This window comes from Halomonas campaniensis (assembly GCF_014193375.1).
GTDB classification, from domain to species: Bacteria; Pseudomonadota; Gammaproteobacteria; order Pseudomonadales; family Halomonadaceae; genus Halomonas; species Halomonas campaniensis.
The window spans coordinates 53594-75558 of record NZ_JACHZF010000014.1 but is presented as its reverse complement, the minus strand read 5'-3'; the positions used below and the strand labels follow the sequence as shown (position 1 = coordinate 75558).

Annotated in this window: 26 protein-coding genes; 9 read left to right on the top strand and 17 right to left on the bottom strand. The window is 67.3% G+C overall.

The features are described 5' to 3' along the window. Positions 1-66 precede the first annotated feature (66 nt). From BDK63_RS10995 to BDK63_RS10980, 4 genes are all read right to left on the bottom strand, one after another. Positions 67-417 carry a DUF3147 family protein gene (locus tag BDK63_RS10995; RefSeq protein ID WP_183331845.1) on the bottom strand — a complete coding sequence of 117 codons (351 nt, stop codon included), beginning with the start codon at positions 415-417 and terminating at the stop codon, positions 67-69. A gap of 36 nt (positions 418-453) precedes the next feature. Continuing rightward, positions 454-1398: a pirin family protein gene (locus BDK63_RS10990; protein WP_183331843.1), complete on the bottom strand. Its 945-nt coding sequence runs from the start codon at positions 1396-1398 to the stop codon at positions 454-456. Between the two features lie 95 nt (positions 1399-1493). Next, positions 1494-2441 (bottom strand): glutathione S-transferase family protein, encoded by a 948-nt coding sequence (locus BDK63_RS10985; RefSeq protein ID WP_183331841.1) that lies wholly within the window; start codon positions 2439-2441, stop codon positions 1494-1496. A gap of 82 nt (positions 2442-2523) precedes the next feature. Then, positions 2524-2967: a DoxX family protein gene (locus BDK63_RS10980; RefSeq protein WP_183331839.1), complete on the bottom strand. Its 444-nt coding sequence runs from the start codon at positions 2965-2967 to the stop codon at positions 2524-2526. A gap of 163 nt (positions 2968-3130) precedes the next feature. Here BDK63_RS10980 and BDK63_RS10975 point away from each other — a divergent pair, with 163 nt between their 5' ends. Next, the gene (locus BDK63_RS10975; protein WP_183331837.1) at positions 3131-4048 is read left to right on the top strand and encodes a LysR family transcriptional regulator; all 918 of its coding nucleotides are present in this window, start codon (positions 3131-3133) and stop codon (positions 4046-4048) included. Positions 4049-4073: 25 nt separating this feature from the next. Here the strand turns inward: BDK63_RS10975 and BDK63_RS10970 are convergent, their stop codons facing one another. After that, complete coding sequence (locus tag BDK63_RS10970; protein WP_183331835.1) at positions 4074-4904, bottom strand: DODA-type extradiol aromatic ring-opening family dioxygenase; 831 nt, start codon at positions 4902-4904, stop codon at positions 4074-4076. Between the two features lie 116 nt (positions 4905-5020). Between BDK63_RS10970 and BDK63_RS10965 the strand changes: the two genes are divergently transcribed. Continuing rightward, positions 5021-5164, top strand: a complete 144-nt coding sequence (locus BDK63_RS10965; RefSeq protein WP_246386048.1) for a hypothetical protein — start codon at positions 5021-5023, stop codon at positions 5162-5164. Positions 5165-5180: 16 nt separating this feature from the next. Here BDK63_RS10965 and BDK63_RS10960 read toward each other — a convergent pair whose 3' ends face one another. The 4 genes from BDK63_RS10960 to BDK63_RS10945 all read right to left on the bottom strand — a co-directional run bounded on the left by BDK63_RS10960 (position 5181) and on the right by BDK63_RS10945 (position 8565). Then, positions 5181-5444 (bottom strand): Txe/YoeB family addiction module toxin, encoded by a 264-nt coding sequence (locus tag BDK63_RS10960; protein ID WP_183331833.1) that lies wholly within the window; start codon positions 5442-5444, stop codon positions 5181-5183. Next, on the bottom strand, positions 5441-5683 hold the full coding sequence (locus tag BDK63_RS10955) for a type II toxin-antitoxin system Phd/YefM family antitoxin (RefSeq protein ID WP_183331831.1): 243 nt from the start codon (positions 5681-5683) through the stop codon (positions 5441-5443). Before BDK63_RS10955 ends, BDK63_RS10960 begins: the two co-directional genes overlap by 4 nt. A 301-nt stretch (positions 5684-5984) precedes the next feature. Continuing rightward, positions 5985-7028, bottom strand: coding sequence for a nucleoside monophosphate kinase (locus tag BDK63_RS10950; RefSeq protein ID WP_183331829.1), 1044 nt, complete (start codon positions 7026-7028; stop codon positions 5985-5987). A 100-nt stretch (positions 7029-7128) separates the two neighbouring features. Continuing rightward, positions 7129-8565, bottom strand: a complete 1437-nt coding sequence (locus BDK63_RS10945; RefSeq protein WP_183331827.1) for a CHAD domain-containing protein — start codon at positions 8563-8565, stop codon at positions 7129-7131. A gap of 131 nt (positions 8566-8696) precedes the next feature. On the opposite strand from BDK63_RS10945, the gene BDK63_RS10940 reads away from it, so the two are divergent. Next, positions 8697-8978, top strand: coding sequence for a DUF503 domain-containing protein (locus BDK63_RS10940; protein ID WP_183331825.1), 282 nt, complete (start codon positions 8697-8699; stop codon positions 8976-8978). Between the two features lie 35 nt (positions 8979-9013). Then, positions 9014-10297 (top strand): diguanylate cyclase, encoded by a 1284-nt coding sequence (locus BDK63_RS10935; RefSeq protein WP_183331823.1) that lies wholly within the window; start codon positions 9014-9016, stop codon positions 10295-10297. Here the strand turns inward: BDK63_RS10935 and BDK63_RS10930 are convergent. Both BDK63_RS10930 and BDK63_RS10925 read right to left on the bottom strand, forming a co-directional pair. Next, entirely contained in the window at positions 10294-10770 is a 477-nt protein-coding gene (locus BDK63_RS10930; protein ID WP_183331820.1) for a hypothetical protein, read from the bottom strand. The genes BDK63_RS10935 and BDK63_RS10930 overlap by 4 nt on opposite strands. A 280-nt stretch (positions 10771-11050) precedes the next feature. After that, complete coding sequence (locus BDK63_RS10925) at positions 11051-12184, bottom strand: alkene reductase (protein WP_183331818.1); 1134 nt, start codon at positions 12182-12184, stop codon at positions 11051-11053. Between the two features lie 359 nt (positions 12185-12543). On the opposite strand from BDK63_RS10925, the gene BDK63_RS10920 reads away from it, so the two are divergent. The 3 genes from BDK63_RS10920 (at position 12544) to BDK63_RS10910 (ending at position 13756) form a co-directional block, all read left to right on the top strand. Continuing rightward, positions 12544-13122: an antibiotic biosynthesis monooxygenase gene (locus BDK63_RS10920; protein WP_183331817.1), complete on the top strand. Its 579-nt coding sequence runs from the start codon at positions 12544-12546 to the stop codon at positions 13120-13122. A 71-nt stretch (positions 13123-13193) separates the two neighbouring features. Beyond that, positions 13194-13439 carry a type II toxin-antitoxin system CcdA family antitoxin gene (locus BDK63_RS10915; RefSeq protein WP_183331815.1) on the top strand — a complete coding sequence of 82 codons (246 nt, stop codon included), beginning with the start codon at positions 13194-13196 and terminating at the stop codon, positions 13437-13439. Continuing rightward, entirely contained in the window at positions 13439-13756 is a 318-nt protein-coding gene (locus BDK63_RS10910) for a CcdB family protein (RefSeq protein WP_183331813.1), read from the top strand. The genes BDK63_RS10915 and BDK63_RS10910 overlap by 1 nt, the downstream gene beginning before the upstream one ends. Positions 13757-13785: 29 nt before the next feature. On the opposite strand, the gene BDK63_RS10905 is transcribed toward BDK63_RS10910, so the two are convergent. The 5 genes from BDK63_RS10905 to BDK63_RS10885 form a co-directional block, all read right to left on the bottom strand. Beyond that, complete coding sequence (locus tag BDK63_RS10905) at positions 13786-14250, bottom strand: hypothetical protein (protein ID WP_183331811.1); 465 nt, start codon at positions 14248-14250, stop codon at positions 13786-13788. Then, entirely contained in the window at positions 14247-15143 is an 897-nt protein-coding gene (locus BDK63_RS10900) for a PhzF family phenazine biosynthesis protein (protein WP_183331809.1), read from the bottom strand. Before BDK63_RS10900 ends, BDK63_RS10905 begins: the two co-directional genes overlap by 4 nt. Continuing rightward, positions 15136-15312, bottom strand: coding sequence for a hypothetical protein (locus BDK63_RS10895; protein WP_183331934.1), 177 nt, complete (start codon positions 15310-15312; stop codon positions 15136-15138). The genes BDK63_RS10900 and BDK63_RS10895 overlap by 8 nt, the downstream gene beginning before the upstream one ends. 114 nt (positions 15313-15426) lie before the next feature. Beyond that, on the bottom strand, positions 15427-16437 hold the full coding sequence (locus BDK63_RS10890; RefSeq protein ID WP_183331807.1) for a virulence RhuM family protein/type II toxin-antitoxin system death-on-curing family toxin: 1011 nt from the start codon (positions 16435-16437) through the stop codon (positions 15427-15429). A 207-nt stretch (positions 16438-16644) separates the two neighbouring features. After that, positions 16645-17763, bottom strand: a complete 1119-nt coding sequence (locus BDK63_RS10885) for an alkene reductase (RefSeq protein WP_183331804.1) — start codon at positions 17761-17763, stop codon at positions 16645-16647. 199 nt (positions 17764-17962) lie between these two features. Between BDK63_RS10885 and argE the strand changes: the two genes are divergently transcribed. Next, on the top strand, positions 17963-19114 hold the full coding sequence (gene argE / locus BDK63_RS10880) for an acetylornithine deacetylase (RefSeq protein ID WP_183331802.1): 1152 nt from the start codon (positions 17963-17965) through the stop codon (positions 19112-19114). A 33-nt stretch (positions 19115-19147) separates the two neighbouring features. Further along, a complete protein-coding gene (locus tag BDK63_RS10875; RefSeq protein WP_183331800.1) occupies positions 19148-19873 on the top strand; it encodes a glutamine amidotransferase in 726 nt (241 codons plus the stop codon). A 177-nt stretch (positions 19874-20050) separates the two neighbouring features. Here the strand turns inward: BDK63_RS10875 and BDK63_RS10870 are convergent, their stop codons facing one another. Further along, on the bottom strand, positions 20051-21760 hold the full coding sequence (locus BDK63_RS10870; RefSeq protein ID WP_183331798.1) for a DEAD/DEAH box helicase: 1710 nt from the start codon (positions 21758-21760) through the stop codon (positions 20051-20053). Positions 21761-21965 lie beyond the last annotated feature (205 nt).

Sequence of the window (21965 nt, the reverse complement as noted above, 5' to 3'; positions counted from 1 at the left end):
CACTCGTCTGGTTCGATGTACCGATAGGTAACAAATTAGCATACCACCAGCCTGCCACGCCGCTCCTCACAGCTCGACGCCGTAGAAGTGCAGCACCGTCACCATCAGCCAGTAGCAGAGCGCGGTGATGGCGATGGAGACGGCGAGGCCGAGATAGAAGTTGACCCCCTTCGCCAGCAGCAGGGGCAGCGCGATGAACAGCGCCAGGGAAGGCAGCACCAGCCAGAACACGCTGCCGGCAAGCGCGCTCACCCTGCCGCCATCGCCCGTGTCGATGTAGAGCCAGAGCATGGCCAGCACGGAGGTCAGCGGCACCGACGCCAGCACGGCCCCGATAAAGGAGCTGCGCTTGGAGATCTCCGCGATCAGCACCACCAGCACGGCGGTGATGGCCACCTTTGTCACGTAGTAGAGCAACGCCTGTTACCTCCTTGGCCAAGAAAATCGGGGGGACTACACCTTCCAGGGCAGCGGCGGCGGCATCAGCCGCTCGTCGTCGCTGAAGCCGGCCACGCGGCCGAAGCGTTCGCCGCCGGCCTCCCATTCGCGCTGGGCCTCGGCGATCTCCGCCTTGCCGTGGCCGACGAAGTTCCACCAGATCAGCACCTCCTCGCCCAGCGGCTCGCCGCCGATCAGCAGCACCCTGGCCCCTGCCGGCAGCGCCAGCGTCACGCTGTCACGCCCACGGCCCAGGTAGGCCAACTCATCCACGGCCAGGGCCTCCCCTTTCAGGGTCGGCTCGCCCTCCAGGGGCAGCAGGGCGTACTCGAACCCGGGCCGAAGCGGCAGGTCCAGCTCGGCCTCCTGCGCGGCGGCGAGATCCAGCGCCATCAGGGGCGAGAAGGTGAGCGTGGGCGCCTGGCGACCGGCAAGGTCGCCGACCAGCAGCGTCAGGGTGACGCCCGCCTCCTGCCAGACCGGCAGGTCCGGGTAGTGGTCGAAGCGCGGCTCGGCATGACGATGGGCGTGCGGCAAGGCGATCCACAGCTGGGCCGCGTGGAGCTGCGGGTCCTCCGGCAGCGACTGCTCGGTGTGGCTGATGCCGCGGCCGGCGGTCATCAGGTTGACCTGCCCCGGGCGGATCACCTGCTCGCTGCCCAGGCTGTCGCGATGCAGCACCTCGCCGGCGATCATCCAGGTGAAGGTCTGCAGGCCGATATGCGGATGCGGCCCCACCTGCATGCCGCGACTGTCGCCCTTGAACACTGCGGGCCCCGCGTGGTCGAGGAAGCACCAGGCCCCCACCAGGCGGCGCTGCCGCGAGGGTAGCACCCGGTGGATGGGGATGCCGCCCACCTCGGCCTTGCGTGCCGGCACATGCTGCACCTGGCGCCGGCCCTCCACCACCGGGCAGTCAAGGGACGACGACGCCGTGGCGTCCTTGATCATGTCACTCATGGCGCTCTCCTCAGCGGTCAACGGGCTCATGGCCTCACCATAGCCCGCCGCGGGCCTCGCGTCCGCCGGGATTTCCCGTCTCAGTTATCCAGGGCTCAGAGCCGGTCCGGGCCCACGGGCACGATGCCGCCGGGGTTCAACGCCCTGATCGAGTAGTAGCCCGCCTTGATGTGCTCGAGGTTGACCGTCTCGGCGATGCCCTCCAGCGCCAGCAGGCGGTGCAGGTAGGCGTGCAGGGCCGGCATGGCGGCAAGGGTGTTGCGGTTGCACTTGAAGAGCCCGTGGTAGGCGGCATCGAAGCGCACCAGGGTCACGAACAACCGGATGTCGGTCTCGGTCAGCTCATCACCGAACAGGTAGGAGCGCCCGTCGCCGAGGCGCGCCTCCAGCGCATCGAGCCTGGCGAAGACCTTGCCGAAGGCCTCCTCATAGGCCTGCTGGCTGGAGGCGAAGCCGGCCTGGTAGACGCCGTTGTTGAGGTCGGTGTAGAGCTCCCGATTGAGCGTCTCGATCTCGGCGGCCAGGTGGTCAGGGTAGAGGTCCGGCCCCTGGTCGACGAGGTCCGAGAAGGCGCCGTTGAGCATGCGCAGGATATCGGCCGACTCGTTGTTGACGAGGGTGCCGGTCTGCCTGTCCCACAGCACCGGCACCGTGGCACGGCCACAGACCTCGGGGTCGGCCCGGGTGTAGAGCTCGTGAAGGTAGCGGGCGCCGTGGAGGGGGTCCTCGTCGGCGCCCGGGAAGCCGCCGAACTGCCACCCCTGGTCGGTCAGCCGCGGGTTCACCACGCTCACGCCGATCATCTCCTCGAGCCCCTTGAGCCGACGCGCCATCAGGACGCGGGAGGCCCAGGGGCAGATATAGGCGACGTAGAGGTGATAGCGCCCGGGCTCGGCCTTGAAGCCGCCCCTGCCGCTGGGGCCGGGGGCGCCGTCCGGGGTGATCCAGTGGCGGAAGACCGAGGCCTGGCGAATGAAGCGCCCCTCGTCGTCCTTCGCCTGGACCGGCTGCCAGTTCTCCTGCCAGATGCCGTTGACCAGCATGGGGTTTCCTCCTGTTCGTGGGGCACCCTCCGCCGTGGGAGGGTGCCGGATCGGGTTCGTCGCCTCGCTGCCGGGCTCGGGATCAGACGCGCCGTGCCAGCAGGCCATCCAGCGACAGCCGGCCAGCGCCCTGGAACGTCAGGGCCACGGTGGCAGCCAGCAGGGCGAGGGCGAATTCGTAGCCGTTGTTGGCGAGGAACAGGCCGTTGCCGAGGTGAACGCTGACGATGGCCACCAGCATGGTGAAGGCGGAGACCAGCGCCGCGGGGCGGGTCAGCAGGCCGAGCATCAGCGCCAGGCCGCCGAAGAACTCGGCACCGCCGGCCAGCAGGGCCATCAGCAGGCCGGGGGCCAGGCCAATGCTTTCCAGCCACTGGGCGGTACCCGCCAGGCCATAGCCCCCGAACCAGCCGAACAGTTTCTGGGCGCCGTGGGCGGTGAGGATCAGGCCAACGGGGATGCGCAGGGCCAGGGCGCCGTAGCCGCCGGTGGTGTCGAACAGGGATTTAACGAGTTGGGTCTTCATGGAGTCGTCCTCATCGGGGTGTCGGGGTACGCCGAGCGCCGGGTGGCCTCGAGCGATGTGGCAACTTTACTATCGCCGCTGAAGGGGGAATAACCGCACCATCATTGCATTACTATCAACAAATCATGGATAGTCAGAAAATGCCCACCGCCAGGAGCCGGCCATGGACCGCCTCGATGCCATGCGCGCCTTCGTCACCGTGGTGGCCGAGGGGAGCTTCACCCGGGCGGCCGAGCGCCTGGCGCTCTCCCCGCAGCTGGTCAGCAAGTATGTCTCGCAGCTGGAGCAGCACCTGGGCGTGCGCCTGCTCAACCGCACCACCCGTCGGCTCCACCTGACCGAGGCAGGGACCGCCTATCGCCAGCGCGCCCAGCAGGTGCTGGCCGAGATCGACGACATGGAGAGCGAGCTCGGCGAGCTGCAGACGCAGGCCCGCGGGCGGCTGCATATCAGTGCCCCGGTGTCGTTCGCCATCCGCCACCTGGCGCCACTGATCAACGACTTCCAGCGGGCCCACCCCGCCGTGGATATCGACCTGCAGCTCAACGACCGCAAGGTGGATATCGTCGAGGAGGGGTTCGATATCGCGCTGCGCATCGGCCGACTGAAGAGCTCATCGCTGATCGCCAGGCGCATTGCCCCCGTGCGCCTGGTGCTGTGCGCCTCGCCGGAGTACCTGGCGCGGCATGGCACGCCCGAGCATCCCCGGGACCTCGCCGGGCACCGCTTCCTGCGTTACCGCTACATGGAGGAGAGCCAGGAGCCGCTGTTGCAGTGGCTGCCACGCGGCGGTGGTGTAGGCGGAGGCGGAAGAGAGGGCGGCGAGCTGACCAGCAACAATGGCGATGTGCTGGTGGAGGCCGCCATGGGCGGGGCCGGCATCGCGCTGCAGCCGACCTTCCTCTCGGGCAGCGCCATCCAGCAGGGCAGGCTGAGCGTGGTGCTCCCCGAGCATGAGCCAGAGCCGCTCGGGCTCTATGCGGTGTATGCCCACCGCCAGCTGCTGGCCAGTAAGGTGCGCCACTTCGTGGACTTCCTGGAGGGGTACTTCGGCGACCCACCCTACTGGGACCACTTCTGACGGGGATGCCCGCGGCATGCCGCCGTCAGCCGAAGCGGAAGGCCGACAGCCGGGTCTCGAGCACCTGCTGCGAATAGACCTTGCGCCCGCGGCCCTGCCCCGCCGCGCCGGCGGCCACCATCAGCGGAATCAGGTGCTCCTCCTGGCCGGGGGGATGGCACTGGTGCGCGTGGGGCGCCCTGGCCCAGTCGCGCAGCGCCGCCTGGCGCTGCGCCGGCGCCGCCTCCACGGCCTCGGTCAGCCAGGCATCGAAGGCTTCCGAAGGGGCGGTGAAGGCCGGATCACCATAGCCACGCATGTTGTGGAAGCTCATGCCGCTGCCGACGATCAGCACGCCCTCGTGGCGCAGCGCCTCCAGCGCTTCGCCGGCGGCCAGGTGGGCCGCGGGGTCGAGGTCATGGCGCAGCGACAGCTGCACCACCGGAATCGCCGCTTCGGGAAACATCAGCTTCAGCGGGATGAACATGCCGTGGTCGAAGCCCCGCGCCGGGTCCCGCTGGCTCGCCAGCCCGGCGGCGGAGAGCAGCGTCTCGACCCGCTCGGCCAGCAAGGGCGAGCCGGGGGCGGGATAGTCGAGCCGATAGGTGTGGTCGGGAAAGCCGTGGTAGTCGTAGATCAGCTCGGGCCGCTCACCGGCGGTGATGCGGAAGTCATCGGCGAGCCAGTGGCCCGACACCATCAGGATCGCCCGCGGACGGCTCGGCAGGGTATCCGCGATGCCCTTCAGGAAGTCGGCCATCCCGTCCCAGATACCGGGCGGATTCCACTCCATGAAGAAGCAGGGGCCCGCGCCGTGGGGGATGAACAGGACCGGCTGGGCAGGTGAGTCAGGGGAGTGGGGGGAAGCGCGCTGCATGGTCTGGCTCCTCGGCCTCTGGCCAATCGTGGGGAGTGGGAATGACTATTGTAAGATGCATTCATGGTGACCTGCGTCCCCGATGACCTCCTCCCACCGACACCCGGAGCCCGCCCATGCCTCGCGCCCTCGACATTTCTGCCGCCGACGGCACCATCGACGCCCACCTCTTCACGCCCGCGGGCGCTCCCTCATATGACGCCGCCGCCGATGCCCTGCACCACAGACGGCTGGCCATGCTGCTGGAGGAGACCCTGTAGCGTTACCCGCTCGGCTCTATTCGTAGTGGCTCCAGAGCCGTAGCACTTTCACGACTCGTTCATCATCAAGCACCTGGTACACCAGACGGTGCTGGATATTGATGCGTCGCGAATAGGCCCCCGCGAGGTCGCCTACCAGCTTTTCAAACGGTGGCGGCTTGCGGTATGGGTCCTCTGCAATCAGTGCCAGCAGCTCCTGGGCTTTGGGTTTGAGGCCACTGGAAGCGAGCTTCCTTGCATCCTTCTGGGCTTGCCTGGTGTAGACCAGCTTCCATGTCACCAGTCCAGCTCCTCGTCGCATTCGTCCACTGGGGTGGCCATCCCTTCTCGAATCGACTCGCGCATGCCGGGCACAGAGAGCAGGTAGAGCGTTTCCTGGATGGCCGCCCAATCTTCCTCGGAGACCAGGACTGCACGGTTCCGCTTGCCCATGATGACGATTGGCTGGTGGGACTCGGCGGTCTCGTCAATCAACCGATAGAGATTGCTGCGCGCCTCGGTTGCGGTGATTCCAGTCATGACGCACCTCATGTTTGCTCAATTATTGATCAAGTGTACGCCATTACGTACGTCAAGACGATCGAAATGCGTGACAGGTGATGGACCTCACACCCTCAGTCCAAGACGCTCGAAGGCCGGTGCCAGGGTCTCGACCAGCCCTTCCAGTTCGCCGAGGGTCGGGGCGCCAGCCCCGGTGCTGCTGCGCTCGACCCAGGATGAGCGGGAGTAGCCGGGAGCCGTGCCGGCAGGGCGCCTCGGGAGATGCTCGAGGCGCTATTCCTCTCTTCCCGTCAGGAGGGAGGTAGTGAATATCGGCGACTCACTCGCCTTTCGGATAGGGCCTCAGGCCAAGCAGGATCTCGGCCTTCTCGGTAAGCGGCTGGTCCATCAGGTGCTGGTCGGTGTAGGCGGCGAGCTGATCGCGCAGCAGCGCATACACCGCTTCGCGGTCCTGGCTGGTGTCGATCTCGACGCACTTTCCCTTGCTCTTGAACAGCTCGACGGTGGGCAGCGTCTCGGCCTTGAAGGTATCGAACCTGAGCTTCATGGCCTCGACATTGTCATCGGCACGGTCGGAGTATCGGGCACGGCCCATGATGCGCTGCTCGAGCACGTCGAAGGGGCATTCGAAGTAAAGCATGGTGGGAAGTTCCGCCTCCCGGCCGAAGACCTCGTACCACGCCTCCAGGTTGGACAGCGAACGGGGAAAGCCATCGATCAGGAAGTTTCGCTTGCCGGTAGTACGGGTCGTCCGCTCCATGGCGTCCTTGAGCAGGCGCACCACGATTTCATTGGGCACCAACTTGCCGGCGGCGATGTATTCCTTGATGACCTCGGTGGTGGGGCCCCCGGCCTGCTGCTCTGCACGCAGCAGGTCCCCGGTGGAGAGGTGCGTCCAGCCCAGTTGAAGCGCCGCGAGCTCGCACATGGTGCCCTTGCCGGCACCGGGGCCACCGAGCACATAAACGACATTGGGAGCCGGGCAGGGTTCTCTCGGGTCACAGTGATGGATCACCACCCTGGGAGCCGGGGCGACCCCCATCTTGTATACGTTCCATTCGCGATCCGTGGGCGGAAGCTCATCATCGCAGGTCAGTTCGTAGGCGAGATGCCCATCCAGCCGACAGATACGCCAGGAGGCATAGCTGTTGGAGTAGGAAATCGCAGGGCTTCTGGCTGCCTTGCCGTCGGCCCGATCCCAGGCCATCTTGCCGTTCCAGTAGCCGGGGGTGGAAACCACACCCGATTCGGATTTTGTGGGTGGGGCCTTGGACGGGACATAGAGGCCATCGACCTCGGGCAGGCCGGATCCGGAGACGTCGATGAACAGGGTGTTGGGTACAAGTTCTGCGTTTTCGGTCATGGAATTCTCATGTTCGTTCAATGGAGGGATGGGGAAAACAACAACAGCAGGGCAATGACCCTATGCCAGGACTGCCCTCTGACGCACACCCCGGGAGCGATCAGTATGCCAGAGGCGCCAGCGCCATGACCTTCCTGCGCAGGGCCCACTTTTCCTTCTCGAGAGCGGCACGCCAGGCAGCGCACTCCTGCTGCCGTTCCCTGGTGATTCCGGCGCGGTGGGCGAAGGCCTCGATCCAGACCTGTCGGGTACACAGATCCTGGAAATCACCCAGCAGGGTCTGGCGGCGTTTCAGTCCGGCCAGGAAGTCGCAGTGCCGCTTCGGCTGCATCTCGGCAAGGTAGCGGATACGCTTGACGCTCTTGCGCAGGTCGTGGAAGGCCTCGTCACCGCTCTTGCGGGAGAGCGTGGTCAGATCACGGTCGTGACGTGCGATACGCTCAGCCAGCACCTTCTCGATGCGCTTCGGCGAGAGCTGGCCAAGCGCTTGCCGAAACTCCTCGGCGTCGAGGAAGCGCTGCCAGGCGAGCATCTCCTCGGCGTAGCCGGGATCCCCGAGCTGCTGGCGCAGGCGCTCGTGCTGCTCGCGGTTGCGGGCATGCAACCAGCGCTGCAGGGACCGGAGGGTGCGTGGCGATAGGGGGGGTGGGGCCCTGTCCAGGCTTTCCAGGAAGACGTCCAGGTCGCGCAGGTCGCTGGTGGCCTGGGCGCGCTGCTTGAGCCGCTTCAGCCGCTTCTTGAGGCCGGAAATCTCGTCATTTTCGGGCGCTTTCTTGCCTGGAGTCTTCCCTTTGGTGGCGGGCTTCCGGGCGGTGGCCAGCACGGATTCGCCGATCGCCCGGCTGCGGCGCAGGTTCACGCGGTACTGGTGCAGGAACTCGGGATCGACGCCGGCGATCACCCCGGGCTCCAGTGCCCTGACCATCCGGTACTGATGCGAGAGCAGTTCGAGAATGCGATGACCGACATCGGCCTTGACCAGGTCGGGCGGCTCGGGCTCCTGGCGCTGGAAGAGCGCATGGCTGGCCTCCTCCGGGATCAGACTGGCCACCAGCCTGGCCCCGTGGTGCGGCAGGCCCAGCCAGGGCGTCGTCACCGGCAGGGTGAGATGCAGCGCGCCACCGGTGGGCAGCGACGTCGGCGCCTCGGTGCAGAGCCAGTAGGCCAGCTCCAGCAACGCCGGGTTGTGACCGATCACCAGCACCCTCTCGGTCTCGTCCGGCAGCGCCTTCAACCAGGCGAGCAGCACCTGGCCATCGAAGGTGTAGAGGGCCTCGTCGACGAAGGCCCGCTCGTTCAGGGAGAGCTCGTTCAGGGAGAGCTCGGGCAGTTGCGCGGCGATCTCGTCGAGGGTCTCCCGGGTGCGCGTGGCGCCGCTGACGTGGACCTCGCCCTCCAGGGCCTGCCACTGCTGCAGGGGAAGTGCCATGGCGGCCGCCTCGCGCCTGCCCCGCTTGCGCAATGGTCGATCATGGTCGGCCATGTCGTCGCTGCCCTGCTTCGCCTTGGCGTGTCGCATCAAGAAGAGGTGCCGCATGTGTTCGCTCCGAGCCGCAGGGTGTGGAACCAAGCTTAGGCCAATTCGACCCGCCTCTCCTCAGCGGCATCGGCCTCGTGGTATAGCTCGGGCAGGCAATATCGGACATCACACGCTCGCAAGGAGCCCCAATGCATATCGGCATCCTCACCCTGCACATCTCGCTGCCCGGCTGTCAGTCGCTGAAGGAGAAGCGCCAGCGCATGGGCGGCCTGCATGAACGCTTCGGGCGCAACCCGGCAGTGGCGGTCTGCGAGAGCGGCGAGCTCGACCGCCTGGAGGCCAGCGAGTGGACCTTCGTGGCGGTGGCCACCAGTATCCCCAGGGTGGAGGCCCTGCTCGCCGAGATCGAGGAGAAGATCCAGCGCACCGTGGACGGGCGGGTGATGGAGGCCACCCGTGAGATACTATAGTGACGTCGATACCTCGACCCGAGGCCACGCTGGCGATGATGCGATCACCAAGGAATAGTGAAGCAACCCTCTGGACCGCCCTGTTCGAGGCGACCTGGGACGGCATGGTGATACTCAGAATCGATGGCAGCATCTACCGGGCCAACCGCAGCTATGCCGAGATGCTGGGCTATTCGCTCGAGGAGATGGGCTCCCTGCACGTGTGGGATCTGGATGCCCGTTTCAGCAAGGAGGAGCTCAAGGACATGCTCCGAGCCGTCGACAGCGACGGGGCGCACTTCGAAACGCAGCAGCGCCGCAAGGATGGCACCATCATCGATGTCGAGCTCGGTAACAACGGTGCGACCTACGACGGCGACAAGCTGATCTTCTGCATCGTGAGAGATATCACGGCACGCAAGGCGACCGAGGAGAAGCTGCGGCAGAGCGAAGCGCTGCTGCGGGGCATCGCCTCCCAGGTGCCGGGCGCACTCTACCAGTACCGCATGGCACCGGATGGCTCACGCAGCTTCCCCTACTTCAGCGAGGGCATCGTCGCGCTGGGTGGCCTGCCGCTCGAGGCGATTTCCGGGCCGGAGACGGATCCTGCCATGTCGCGGATCCTTCCCGAGGATGCCCAACGCGTGGAGGCCCAGACCCGGCACAGCGCCGCCACCATGGCCAATGTCCATGTGGAGTTCCGAGCCCTTCACGCCGACGGATCGATTCACTGGATCGAGTGTCGTTCGACCCCCCAGAAGGAAGCCGACGGCGGCATCCTCTGGACCGGTATCCTGCTGGACATCACCCAGCGCAAGCTGGCGGAAGAGCGCGTGCAGGCCATGGCCATCACCGACGGCCTCACCGGCATCACCAACCGCCAGGAGCTGGGCCGGCTGCTGGAGAAGGAGATGGCGCGTGCCGCCCGGTATGCCTCGCCGCTCTCGCTCATCATGTACGACCTCGATCATTTCAAGCGCATCAATGACCGCTTCGGCCACAACACCGGTGACGACGTGTTGAAGACCGTTGCCAGCCTGGTCAATGCCAACCTGCGCAGCAGCGACATGCACGGCCGATGGGGCGGGGAGGAGTTCATGGTGCTATTGCCACAGACCGGTCTCGACGCGGCCAGCCAGGTGGCCGAGAAACTGCGGCATGAGATCGCCAGTCACCGTTTCGACAGGCTCGGCACCGTCACCGCCAGCTTCGGCGTGGTGGAGCTTGCCGGCCGGGAGAGCTCCCGGTCACTGGTTCAACGGGTGGACGAAGCCCTCTACCGGGCCAAGGCGCTCGGCCGGAACCGGGTCGAAGCCGAGCCCGCCCCCCAGCAACCCTAGGAACGCCCCTCGCCGTCCAGTCCCCACGTCCTGGCCCGGCGATAGAGCGCCACCAGGTACCTGCCGCCCAGCATCATGCCGAGGCCCGCCAGCACCACGACCAGGGCGTCGTAAGCGACGGCGCCCGCGCCCGTGTAGGCCGCCACCAGCATGCCGACGTGACGCACCACCAGGTACACGCCGATCAGGAAGGTGCCGGCGCGTACCAGGTCCTCGTCCGCGATGCGAGCGCCGGCGTCGGCCTCGACGCCGCCATGCAGCCTCTCCGCCAGGCGGCCGGCGAAGCACCACAGCAGCACGCCGCCGAGCATCGGTACCCCCACCGTCGCCACATAGATCAGCAGCAACTTCCCGACCCCGGGCTCGGCGGCATTGGGTCCCAGTAGCGCCAGCGCCGGCACCACCGCAAACAGCGTCTTCAGGAAGAGATAGAGACCCAGCAGGCGGATCAGCAGGATGGAGAAGGGCTTCATGGCGGCTCCTTGTGGCTCCAGGTAAACGCACCTTATGTCAATTTCGGCTCGAACTTAAAATAAGCGACCTCGCTATTTTAGCTTCCAACACCTTTCGATCGCGTGCACCGCGCCACGACATGTCGACGTCATCGACATGTCGGCCGGACGTGTCGAAAAAATCGCGTTTCTTGAACATGTCCCGGCGATACGTCGATACCGTGAACACGACGATGCCCTCCCCATCAGCAGCAAGCCCGGCACGCGGGCCGGGCTTGCTGATTCAAGGGCGGACGCCGGCTCAACCGAGCCGGTCGTGGCCGTTGTCGAGGAAGGGGTAGTCGGTGTAGCCCTTCTCGTCGCCGCCGTAGAAGGTGCTGTGGTCGGGCTCGTTGAGTTCGGCGCCCACCCGGAAGCGCTCAGGCAGGTCGGGGTTGGCAATGAAGGGGCGGCCGAAGGCGATGGCGTCGGCGCTGTTCTCGTCCAGGCGGGCCTGGGCACGCTCGGCGTCGTAGCCGCCGCAGTAGATCAGGCCACCGCTGAAGCAGCGGCGCATCTCTTCCCGGAAACCTTCCGGGTAGGTGATGTCGGCACCCGCGAAGCCGGGCTCGTTGAAATGGAGATAGGCCAGGCCGCGGCGGTCGAGCTCGCCGGCCAGGTAGAAGGCCATTGCCTCGGGCTCGTCATCGGTGAGGCCGAAGAGCTCGAGGAAAGGCGTCAGGCGGATGCCGACCCGCTTGGCACCGAACACCTCGACCACGGCATCGACCACCTCCAGCGGGAAGCGGGCGCGGTTCTCGATGGAGCCGCCGTAGCGGTCCGTGCGCTTGTTGGTGCCGGTGGCGAGGAACTGGTTGAGCAGGTAGACGTTGGCCGCGTGCACCTCGACCATGTCGAAGCCCGCCCGCCTGGCGCGGATGGCGGCCTGGCGGTAGTCCTCGACGATGCCGGGGATCTCCTCGGTCGCAAGCGCCCGCGGCGTGCTGGTGGGGTGAGGCCCCGCGCTGCCGTCCTCGAACTCCACGAAGCACTCGGCGCCCTCGCCCTTGAGGGCACTGGGCGCCACGGGCGGCTGGCCGTCGGGCTGCACCATCTCGTGGGAGACACGCCCCACGTGCCACAGCTGCAGGGCGATGCGCCCGCCCTTGGCATGTACCGCCTCGACGACCGCCTTCCAGCCGGCTTCCTGCGCGTCGGTCCAGATGCCCGGCGTGTAGACGTAGCCGCGGGCGGTGGGCGAGATATTGGTGGCCTCGCTGATGATCAGCCCGGCGCTGGCGCGCTGGCCGTAGTACACCTGCTGAAGCGGGCCGGGCACGCTGTCCGGCGTGCGCGAGCGGGTCAGCGGCGCCATGATCACCCGGTTGGGCAGGCTGAGGCCGCCGAGCTTGAGCGGGGTGCAGAGCCCCGGGCTGGGGGAGGATGTGTCCGACATCGAGTCGTCTCCTGCTGCGGATCGATTTATAAGCATGTTAACGATCTTCGCCGGTCAGCAATAGCATCGGCCGGATAGCCTGGCGCTATCGTGGTCACCTCATCGCCACCCCTTCGTCGCGGCCGCTTCATCACGGCCCCTGCCTGGGACCGTTTGCTGCCGAGCCATGGCCTGGCAGAGCAGCAGGAGAGATTTCACCTGCATCGTAGCCGTTATCACTGAAAAAGCGTTGCATGAGGGTATATTCAACTATTCCAGGCCGCATAGCTGGTATACTCCTTGCACTTGATTCACGAGGGCCTACCCGGCCCGACTGAACCAGGCGCCCTACCCGGGCGCGACGCACAAGGAGATACACGATGTCCCCTGCCCCCGTGACGCTGATGGTGGCGCGCCGCGTGGCCCGCGGCCGCTATCGCGACTTCACCGCCTGGCTGGAGGAGGGCCGCGACCTGGCCAGCGACTTCAGCGGCTACCTGGGCTCCGGCGTGCTGGCACCGCCGCCGGGCGACGACGAGTACCAGCTCATCTTCCGCTTCCGCGATGCCGATACCCTGTCGGCCTGGGAGCACTCCGCCTCGCGCCGCGCCTGGCTGGCCCGCGGCGAGGGCCTCTTCGTCGCCCCGCACGAGCACCGCGCCACCGGCCTGGACGGCTGGTTCCAGGACGCCACCGGCCAGGCGCCGCCGCGCTGGAAGCAGGCCATCGCCATCTGGCTCGCCTTCTTCCCGGTGTCGCTGCTCTTTCAGGCGCTGTTCGGGGGCCTGCTGGCGGGGCTGCCGCTGCTTCCCAAGGTGCTGGTCAGCACCCTGGCGCTCACCCCGGTGATGGTGTTCCTGTTCATCCCGCTCTCCATGCGCCTGCTCGGCCCCTGGCTGCGCGGCGAGGTCTCCATCCTGGCGCGCCTGGGCCGGCGGATGCACCAGCGCGGGGCGTGAGGCGCCGCCACACTTGCCGAACACGCCTAGTGCGCACACAATATGCGCATGCCCGCTTCGAGGCCATTGACATGACCCAGCCCTACGACACTCAAGCCCCCAAGAGGGCCACCAACGTCAGCATCAACAGCGACCTGCTCCAGCAGGCGCGGCGCCTGGGCATCAACCTCTCTGCCACTTTCGAGAGCGCGCTGTCGGACAAGGTACGTGCGGAGCAGCGCGAACGTTGGCAACGGGAAAACTCCGACGCCATCCGCGCCTACAACCAGTTCGCGGAGGAACACGGTACCTTCGGTGATGGCGAGCGGACGTTCTGATGGCGCAGTTCCACGCCTACGAGAACCGCAACCCTGCCTCGCGCGAACGCTACCCCTACCTTCTCGATATACAGAGCGATCTGCTCGGCGAGCTGCGCACGACCGTCGTCGTGCCACTCTGCCCAGCCGGCATGGCCGAAAGCCTGCGAATTTCCTACCTGAACCCCGGCCTCGAGATCGACGGCGAACGCTATATCGCCTTGACGCAGGAGCTCGCCGGGATGGAAAGGAAGCGCCTCGGTAAAGCGGCACATGATCTCGGCCTCTATCGCGACCAGATCATGGCCGCCGTCGATTTCCTGGTGACAGGCATCTGAACCGGCCAGCGGGCTTCACCATGGCCGGCCTACCGGCCCACCCCCAGATACTTCACCCTGCGGTAGAGCGCAACGAGAGAGCCTCCGCCCAGCATCATGCAAAGGCCCGCAACCACCACGACCAGCGTGTCATAGGCCACGGCACCGGAAGCCGAGTACGCCCCCACCAGCATGCCGATATGCCGCACCACCAGATAGGTACCGATCAGGAAGGTACCGGCACGCACCAGCTCATCATCCTTGATCCGAGTCCCTACCTCGTCACCCTCACCCCCAGCGCCATGCAGCCGCTCCGCCAGGCGGCCGGCAAAGCACCACAGCAATACGCCGCCCACCATGGGTGCCGCCACCGTGGCGACCAGCCCCGGCAGCAGCTCGGCTGACCAGAACTCTCCCACTTGAGGGCCCAGCAGCGCCGGCAGCACCGCGAACAGCGTCTTCAGGAAGAGGTAGAGACCCAGCAGCCGGATCAGCAGGATGGAGAAGGGCTTCATGGGGCCTCCCGGGAAACCGTCAGCCCGCCTGGCAGGTGCAGCGCCCCGCTTCCCACGATCACGGCCTCTCCCGCGATGCGGACTGAAAGATCATCTTCGGTACTCTCAGCCTCTGCAAGGATACGGCTTGGGCGCCCCATCTCGATCCCTTGTTCGATCTGCCAGCGCCACCGGCCAACTCCCCTGTTCTGTGCCAGGTACCCAGCCAAGGCCGCCGCCGCACTGCCAGTTGCCGGGTCTTCGCGTACGCCACCCGGAGTGGAAAACATCCGGGCCCTCACGGCGCGTGATGCACCAGTCTCCTTACCGGTCACATAGAGATAGACCTGATCGTGGCCGCTGGGTGACACCCAGTCCGCCCAAGGGCCCGGCGATGGTCGTGCCAGCTCGAGGGCCTCAAGCGACGCAAGCTCGATCAGATGATAGGGCAGACCGCAGGAGGCGAGCACCGGCTCGCTTAGGACCTTATGCGCCTCAAGCCCCAGCAGTTCAGCGGCAGCGGTCCGATTCAGGGAGCTCGGCAGGCTGCTGAACGGCGCCGCCGTGGTAAATCGAGCCAGTTCGTTCTCGAACTCCACGACAATAGGGCCCACGCCGGCCGTAAGCACCAGTGGGCATCCCCGCTCGGCCATGCCTCGCTCCACCAGCAGGTGAGCGGTGCCTATCGCCGGATGACCCGCAAAGGGAAGTTCCGCGGTAGGGGTAAAGATGCGGATGGGATAACGCTGCCGGCCGGTTGACTGGCCGACGAACACCGTCTCGGAAAGATTCAGCTCGTTGGCGATAGCCTGCATCGTGCAGGCATCCAGCCCCTCTGCCTGGGGAAATACCGCCAGCGGGTTGCCGGCAAAAGCTCGGTCGGTGAAGACATCGAGCAGGAAGTAGTTAGTCATGCAGCCCCGCCCGAGACCTGATGAATACGTTACTGGAGCGCTGCCTCCCACCCTGCAGCCGCCCCAGAGTAATGACCTCGCGGAAAACTCGGCTGCTCGCCACCACGCCCAAGCAGGCCTCCTTCAAGGAATAGTCGATCAGCTCGGTGCGGGTATCGGTCTCGTTCATCGGTCATCCTTGTCCTGACGGTGGGCAATCAGGAGCCTGGCGGCTCGGTAACACTTCACAACATATGGGGTTCTACCGGGCAAAGCCAGTATCGGCTACTGGGGCCCGCTCGCTTCAGGCTGTACCCTCCGGTGCGGCCAGCATGTTCATGATCAGCCGGATCATGGTCTCCTTGTTGGCCGGGTCGGACTCCGCGATCAGCAGGGTCAACGCCGCCAGCCCCACGTCGTTGACCACCACCTCACCGTGCGTATTGAGCAGGCGATCGTTGCGGTAGAGGAAGTCCACAAAGAGGTAGGCGGCACTGCGCTTGTTGCCATCGGCGAAGGGATGGTTCTTGACCACGAAATAGAGCAGGTGCCCCGCCTTGGCCTCCACAGAGGGATAGGCCGGCTCACCGAAGATCGTTAGATCCAGGTTGCCCAGCAGCGAATCGAGGCCGTCGCCGCGTTCCTGGGCAAACAGTTCGGTGGCCTCGCCCTTGGCGACCAGCTCGGACTTCAGCGCGGCCAGCGCCGCGCGGGCCTCGGCAAGGGTCGGCAGCCGGCCGCCTGCCTGGGCGCGGGGTTCTGTCAACAGGCCTTCATCGTAGCGCTGCAGCAGCAGGAAGGTCTGGGCATAGCGGGTGACGATATCGACGAGGCCCCGACCGCTGTTGGCATCCAGCGCCGTGCTGCCGGCCGTCTTGCGCACCAGGGCCATCGCGGCCTCCAGCTCGCGGGCGTTCTCCTCGAAGCGCTGCCGGCTCAGGGTCCAGCCCTGGGTGAGGTGCTCGCGCAGCACGCGGGTGGCCCACTGACGGAACTGCACGGCGCGGCGCGAGTTGACGCGATAGCCAACCGAGATGATGGCATCGAGGTTGTAGAGATCAATTTGGCGAAGCACCTGCCTCCCCCCCTCAACCTGAACTGTTGCATTTTTTGCAACAGTTGACTCTCGGTCCAGCTCTCCATTCCGGTAGATGTTACGCAAGTGACGGGAAATCACAGACTTATCACGACCGAATACGTCGCTGAGCTGCTGCAGACTTAACCAGACCGTCTCATGCTCGGTATCCAGCCGCACCTCGACCTGCTGATTGGCCTCTTGAGAGATGACAATGGGTGCCTGGCTACTGGTGTTCATATCCTGCTCCCTGATGCTGCGGCCTACCCCTGCCTGAACTTGCCGATGACAGCCCCGGCTGGCGGTCCCTGGCAATGCGTTTTGTGGATGCTACGCCGCGGTGTTGATGTGCGCCAATCACCGACGATGCCCCGCACCACCCTCCCCATCACGCCACAAGCCCGGCACGCGGGCCGGGCTTGCTGCTTCCAGAGGCTTGACGCCGACTCAGCCGAGTCGGTCGTGGCCGTTGTCGAGGAAGGGGTAGTCGGTGTAGCCGACCTCGGCGCCGCCGTAGAAGGTGCTATGGTCGGGCTCGTTGAGGACGGCCTTGAGGCGAAAGCGCTCGGGCAGGTCGGGGTTGGCGATGAAGGGGCGACCGAAGGCCACGGCGTCGGCGGTGTTGTCGTCCAGACGGGTCTGAGCGCGCTCGGCGTCGTAGTTGCCGCAGTAGATCAGGCGGCCGCTGAAGCGCTGGCGCATCTCTTCACGGAAGCCCTCCGGATAGGTGATGTCAGCCCCCGCGAAGTCGGGCTCGTTGAAGTGGAGGTAGGCCAGGCCGCGGCGGTCGAGCTCGCCGGCCAGGTAGAAGGCCATTGCTTCCGGCTCATCGTCGGTCAGGCCGAAGAGCTCGAGGAAGGGGGTCAGGCGGATGCCCACCCGCGCGGGGCCGAACACCTCGGCGACCGCATCGACCACCTCCAGCGGGAAGCGCGCGCGGTTCTCGAGCGAACCGCCGTACCGGTCGGTGCGCAGGTTGGTGCCGGTGGCGAGGAACTGGTTGAGCAGGTAGGCGTTCGCCGCGTGCTCCTCGACCATGTCGAAGCCCGCCCGCTTGGCGCGAATTGCGGCCTGGCGGTAGTCCTCGACGATGGCGGGGATCTCCTCGGTCTCGAGCGCCCGCGGCGTGCTGGTGGGGTGCGGCCCCGCCGTGCCGTCCTCGAACTCGACGAAGCACTCCGCACCCTCGCCCTTCAGGGCGCTCGGTGCCACGGGCGGCTGGCCGTCGGGCTGCACCAGCTCGTGGGAGACGCGACCGACGTGCCATAGCTGCAGGGCGATGCGGCCGCCCTTGGCGTGAACGGCCTCGACGACCCCCTTCCAGCCGGCTTCCTGCTCGTCGGTCCAGATGCCCGGCGTGTAGGCGTAGCCGCGGGCCGTAGGCGAGATGTTGGTGGCCTCGCTGATGATCAGCCCGGCGCTGGCGCGCTGGCCGTAGTAGACCTGCTGCAGCGTGCCGGGCACGCTGTCCGGCGTGCGCGAGCGGGTCAGCGGCGCCATGATCACGCGGTTGGGCAGGCTGAGGCTGCCCAACTGAAGCGGGGTGAAGAGAGATGTATCCGGCATCGAGACGCCTCCTGCTGAAAGATGAATGCCATATGACAGGCCACGGATGGCGGTCAGTGCCCGACATCGTAAGCCTGTTAATGACTGCTGTCAGAAAAGCTGACACATCGGCCAGATAGCCTGGGGCTATGACGCGCACGCCACCGGCCTGCCCCGCGGGCGTGATAGGATTTCCCCCATCGATACCAAGGAGCGCGCCATGACCGCCGCCGAGATGCTCGACCGCCTGGTGGGCTTTCCCACCGTCTCCCGGGACTCCAACCTCGACCTGATCGCCTTCGTGGAGGGCTTCCTCGACGAGCACGGCGTGCCGCACTGGCGGGTGGAGAGCGACGATGGCAGGAAGGCCAACCTGCTGGCGCGGATCGGCCCTGAGGTGCCCGGCGGCGTGGTGCTCTCCGGCCATACCGACGTGGTGCCGGTGGACGGCCAGCCCTGGTCCACCGACCCCTTCGCCCTGGCGGACAAGGGCGATGGCCGCCTCTACGGCCGCGGCACCTGCGACATGAAGGGCTTCATCGCCTGCGCCCTGGCCGAGGTGCCGCGCTGGGTCGCGCTCGACCTGGAAGCGCCCATCTGGCTGGCGCTCTCCTACGACGAGGAGGTCGGCTGCATCGGCGCGCCGCGCATGATCGAGCGGCTCATGGCCGATCACCCGCTGCCCGCCGCGGTGATCGTCGGCGAGCCGACCCTGATGCATCCGGTGGTGGCCCACAAGGGCGCCACCAACCTGCGCACCACCGTCACCGGCCGCGCCAGCCACTCCAGCCAGGTCAACCAGGGGGTCTCGGCGATCCACGTGGCGGCCCGGCTGGTCACCTCCATCGAGGAGGTGATGGCCGAGCTCAAGGCGGAGGGGCGCGTGGACGAGGCCTTCAACGTGGTCCACTCGAGCCTTCACGTCGGGAAGATCGCCGGCGGCACGGCGATCAACATCATGGCCCGGGAGTGCACCTTCGAGTGGGAGATCCGCCACCTTCCGTCGGACCGCTTCTCGGACCTGCTGGGGCGGGTCAACACCCGGGCCGCCGAACTCGAGGCCGAGATGCAGCGCCGCGCCCCCGAGGCGAGCATCGTCACCGAGGCGCTCAACGTGACGGTGCCGGCGCTGGCCGACGACAACAACGCCGAGGTGCTGGCGCTGTGCCATGCCCTGCTCGGCGAGCGCCCCGCCGGGGCGGTGGCCTACGCCACCGAGGCGGGGCAGTTCCAGCGCCAGGGGCTGCCCACGGTGATCTGCGGGCCGGGCAGCATCGCCCAGGCCCACCAGCCCGACGAATACATCGAGCACGAGCAGCTGGAGGCCGGCGCCCGCTTCATGGTCGCGCTGGGCCGGCGGCTGGCGCGCTGAAGGCCCGAACGGCCCCACCCGGAGAGACACCCCATGCCCCGACTGCTGATCGTCAAGACCGGCGACGCCTTCCCCGAGGTGGTAGAGGCCCACGGCGACTTCGAGGCGCTGTTCCAGCAGGCGCTGGCCCGCGCCGGCGTCAGTGCCGCGGTATTCGACGCGCGCCACGAGCCGCTGCCCGACCTCGCGGAGATCGACGGCCTCACTATCACCGGCTCACATTCCATGGTGAGCAACGCCGAGCCCTGGAGCGAGGCCCTGAAGCCGTGGCTGGTGGAGGCCCGCCGGCGCAACCTGCCGATGCTCGGCGTCTGCTACGGCCACCAGCTGATGGCCGCGGCCTTCGGCGGGGTCAGTGACTACCACCCGGCGGGGCGCGAGTCCGGCACCCACGCGGTGACGCTCACCGAGGCCGGCCTGGCGGATGCGCTGCTCGGTCAGCTGCCCGAGCGCTTCCCCGCCCAGCTGACCCACGCCCAGTCGGTGCTCGAGGCGCCCGGAGACGCCGTGGTGCTGGCCCGCAACGCCCACGATGCCCACCAGGCGCTGCGCTATGGTCCTCGCCAGTGGAGCGTGCAATTCCACCCGGAATTCACCCCGGCGGTGATGCGCGCCTACCTGGCCCGCCAGGTGGCGGCGCTGCGCGATCAGGGCCAGGACCCGGACGCGTTGCTCGCGGGCATCACCGCCACGCCGGAGGCGAGCTCGCTGCTGGTGCGCTTCGCCGAGGCGGTGGCCAGGGAGGCCGGCACCGCCTGAGCGGCGCGCCCCGCCATGCGACCGGGCCCGGCACAGGGCCCGCTCGAGGATCCGCTTCCAAGGGGCCGCTTCCAAGGGACCGAAGCCCCAAACAACAGCGCCCCGCACCGTTTCCGGTGCGGGGCGCTGTGCGGTCAGGCCGGCGGCGCGAGCCGCCGGGCCGTCAGCGGCGGGTCGTCAGGCGCGTGACGGACGACGGATCGGCGCGTCACCGTCCTCGCGACGACGGCGCGGGGCACGCTCGGGGGCGCCGCGGTCCTCGCTGATCTCCAGGGGACGGCCGGCGACGCGGGCGCGGGCCATCTTGGCCAGGATGCTGGCCGGCAGCGAGCTCGGCAGCTCCACCACGGAGAAGGAGGTGCGGATATCGATGCGGCCGATGCGCGCGCCCTCGATGCCACCCTCGTTGGCCAGCGCCCCGACCAGCTGGCCGGGCTTGACGCCGTCCTTGTGGCCCACGGCGACGCGGTAGCGGGTCATGCCCTCGCTGGGACCGCGGTCCCGGGCACGCGGCGGCTTGCCGTCGCGGGTCGGGCGATCGTTGCGGGCCTCCTTGCGCGGCGCCTGCATGCGGCCGATGGGGGCCTCGTCGGCACGGGCCAGGCGGGCGAAGGCGCAGGCCAGCTCGATGGGGTCGTAACCCTCCTCGACCAGGCGGCCCACCAGGGCGCGCTGCTCCTCGGCACCGGCGGTCAGCGCGGCGATCACCTTCTGGTGGAAGACCTCGTCGCGATGGGCGCGAATGGCCGCCTCGTCGGGCACCTCCATCTCGGTCATCTTCTGGCCGGTGGCCTGCTCGATCCAGCCCGCCTTGCGGCCCTCGCGGAAGCCCACGAAGGTGATCGAGATGCCGGTACGCCCGGCCCGGCCGGTACGGCCGATGCGGTGGGTGTAGGCCTCGGAGTCCTGGGGCAGGTCGTAGTTGAAGACGTGGGTGATACGCGGCACGTCGAGGCCGCGGGCGGCCACGTCGGTGGCGATCAGCACGTCGACCTTGCCGCGCTTGAGGCGCTGGATGGTGCGCTCGCGCAGGCTCTGGTCCAGGTCACCGGAGAGGCTGGCCACGTTGACGCCGCGGGCGGAGAGCTGCTCCATCAGGGTGGTGCAGGCGGCCCGGGTACGCACGAAGACGATGGCGGCATCCACCGGCTCGACCTCGAGGATGCGCGACAGCGCCTCCAGCTTGGCACCGCCATCGACGCGCACCAGGCGCTGCTCGATATTCTCGCCGGTGGTGGTGCGCGACTCGATGGCCACCTTCACCGGGTCCACCAGGTAGCGGTTGACGATGCGCTCGATCTCGGTCGGCAGGGTCGCGGAGAAGAACACCCGCTGGGCGTCCTTGGGGGTATCGGCGACCACGCGCTTGACGTCGTCGATGAAGCCCATGCGCAGCATCTCGTCGGCCTCGTCGAGCACCAGCGAGGTCAGGCCGTCGAGCTTCAGGCTGCCGCGATCCAGGTGGTCGATCACCCGGCCCGGGGTGCCCACCACCACCTGGGCGCCGCGCTTCAGGGCACCCAGCTGCTCGCGGTACTCCTGGCCACCGCACAGGGTCGCCACTTCCAGGCCCTGGAGGTTCTGGCCGTACTTGCTGAAGGAGACGGCCACCTGCTGGGCCAGCTCGCGGGTCGGCGCCAGCACCAGCACCTGGGGCTCGCGACGGGTCAGCTCGAGGCGCGACAGGATCGGCAGGGCGAAGGCCGCGGTCTTGCCGGTACCGGTCTGGGCCTGGCCCAGCATGTCGCGACCTTCCAGCAGGGCAGGAATGGTCTGCACCTGGATCGGCGACGGGGTCTCGTAGCCCAGGGTCTGGACGGCAGAAAGGACGGCAGGCAGCAGGGCCAGATCACCGAAGCTCGGCGAGGCGACAGAAGTCGAGGTCATTAATCACACCTTGGTAGGCCGGGGTCACCGGCAGAATTTCATTGGCGTCCCTGACGCGAGCAATACGGTCAGGCGCGCTGCGCCCTCGAGGGTGGCAGCACGGGACATCGGAGTCGGGGACGCCGGTCGCACCTGGCATCGGGCCCGTGCCATCGGGGATGGCGACCAGGGGCCCTGTGGCGACCGTTTGCGCCGATCTCGCCCG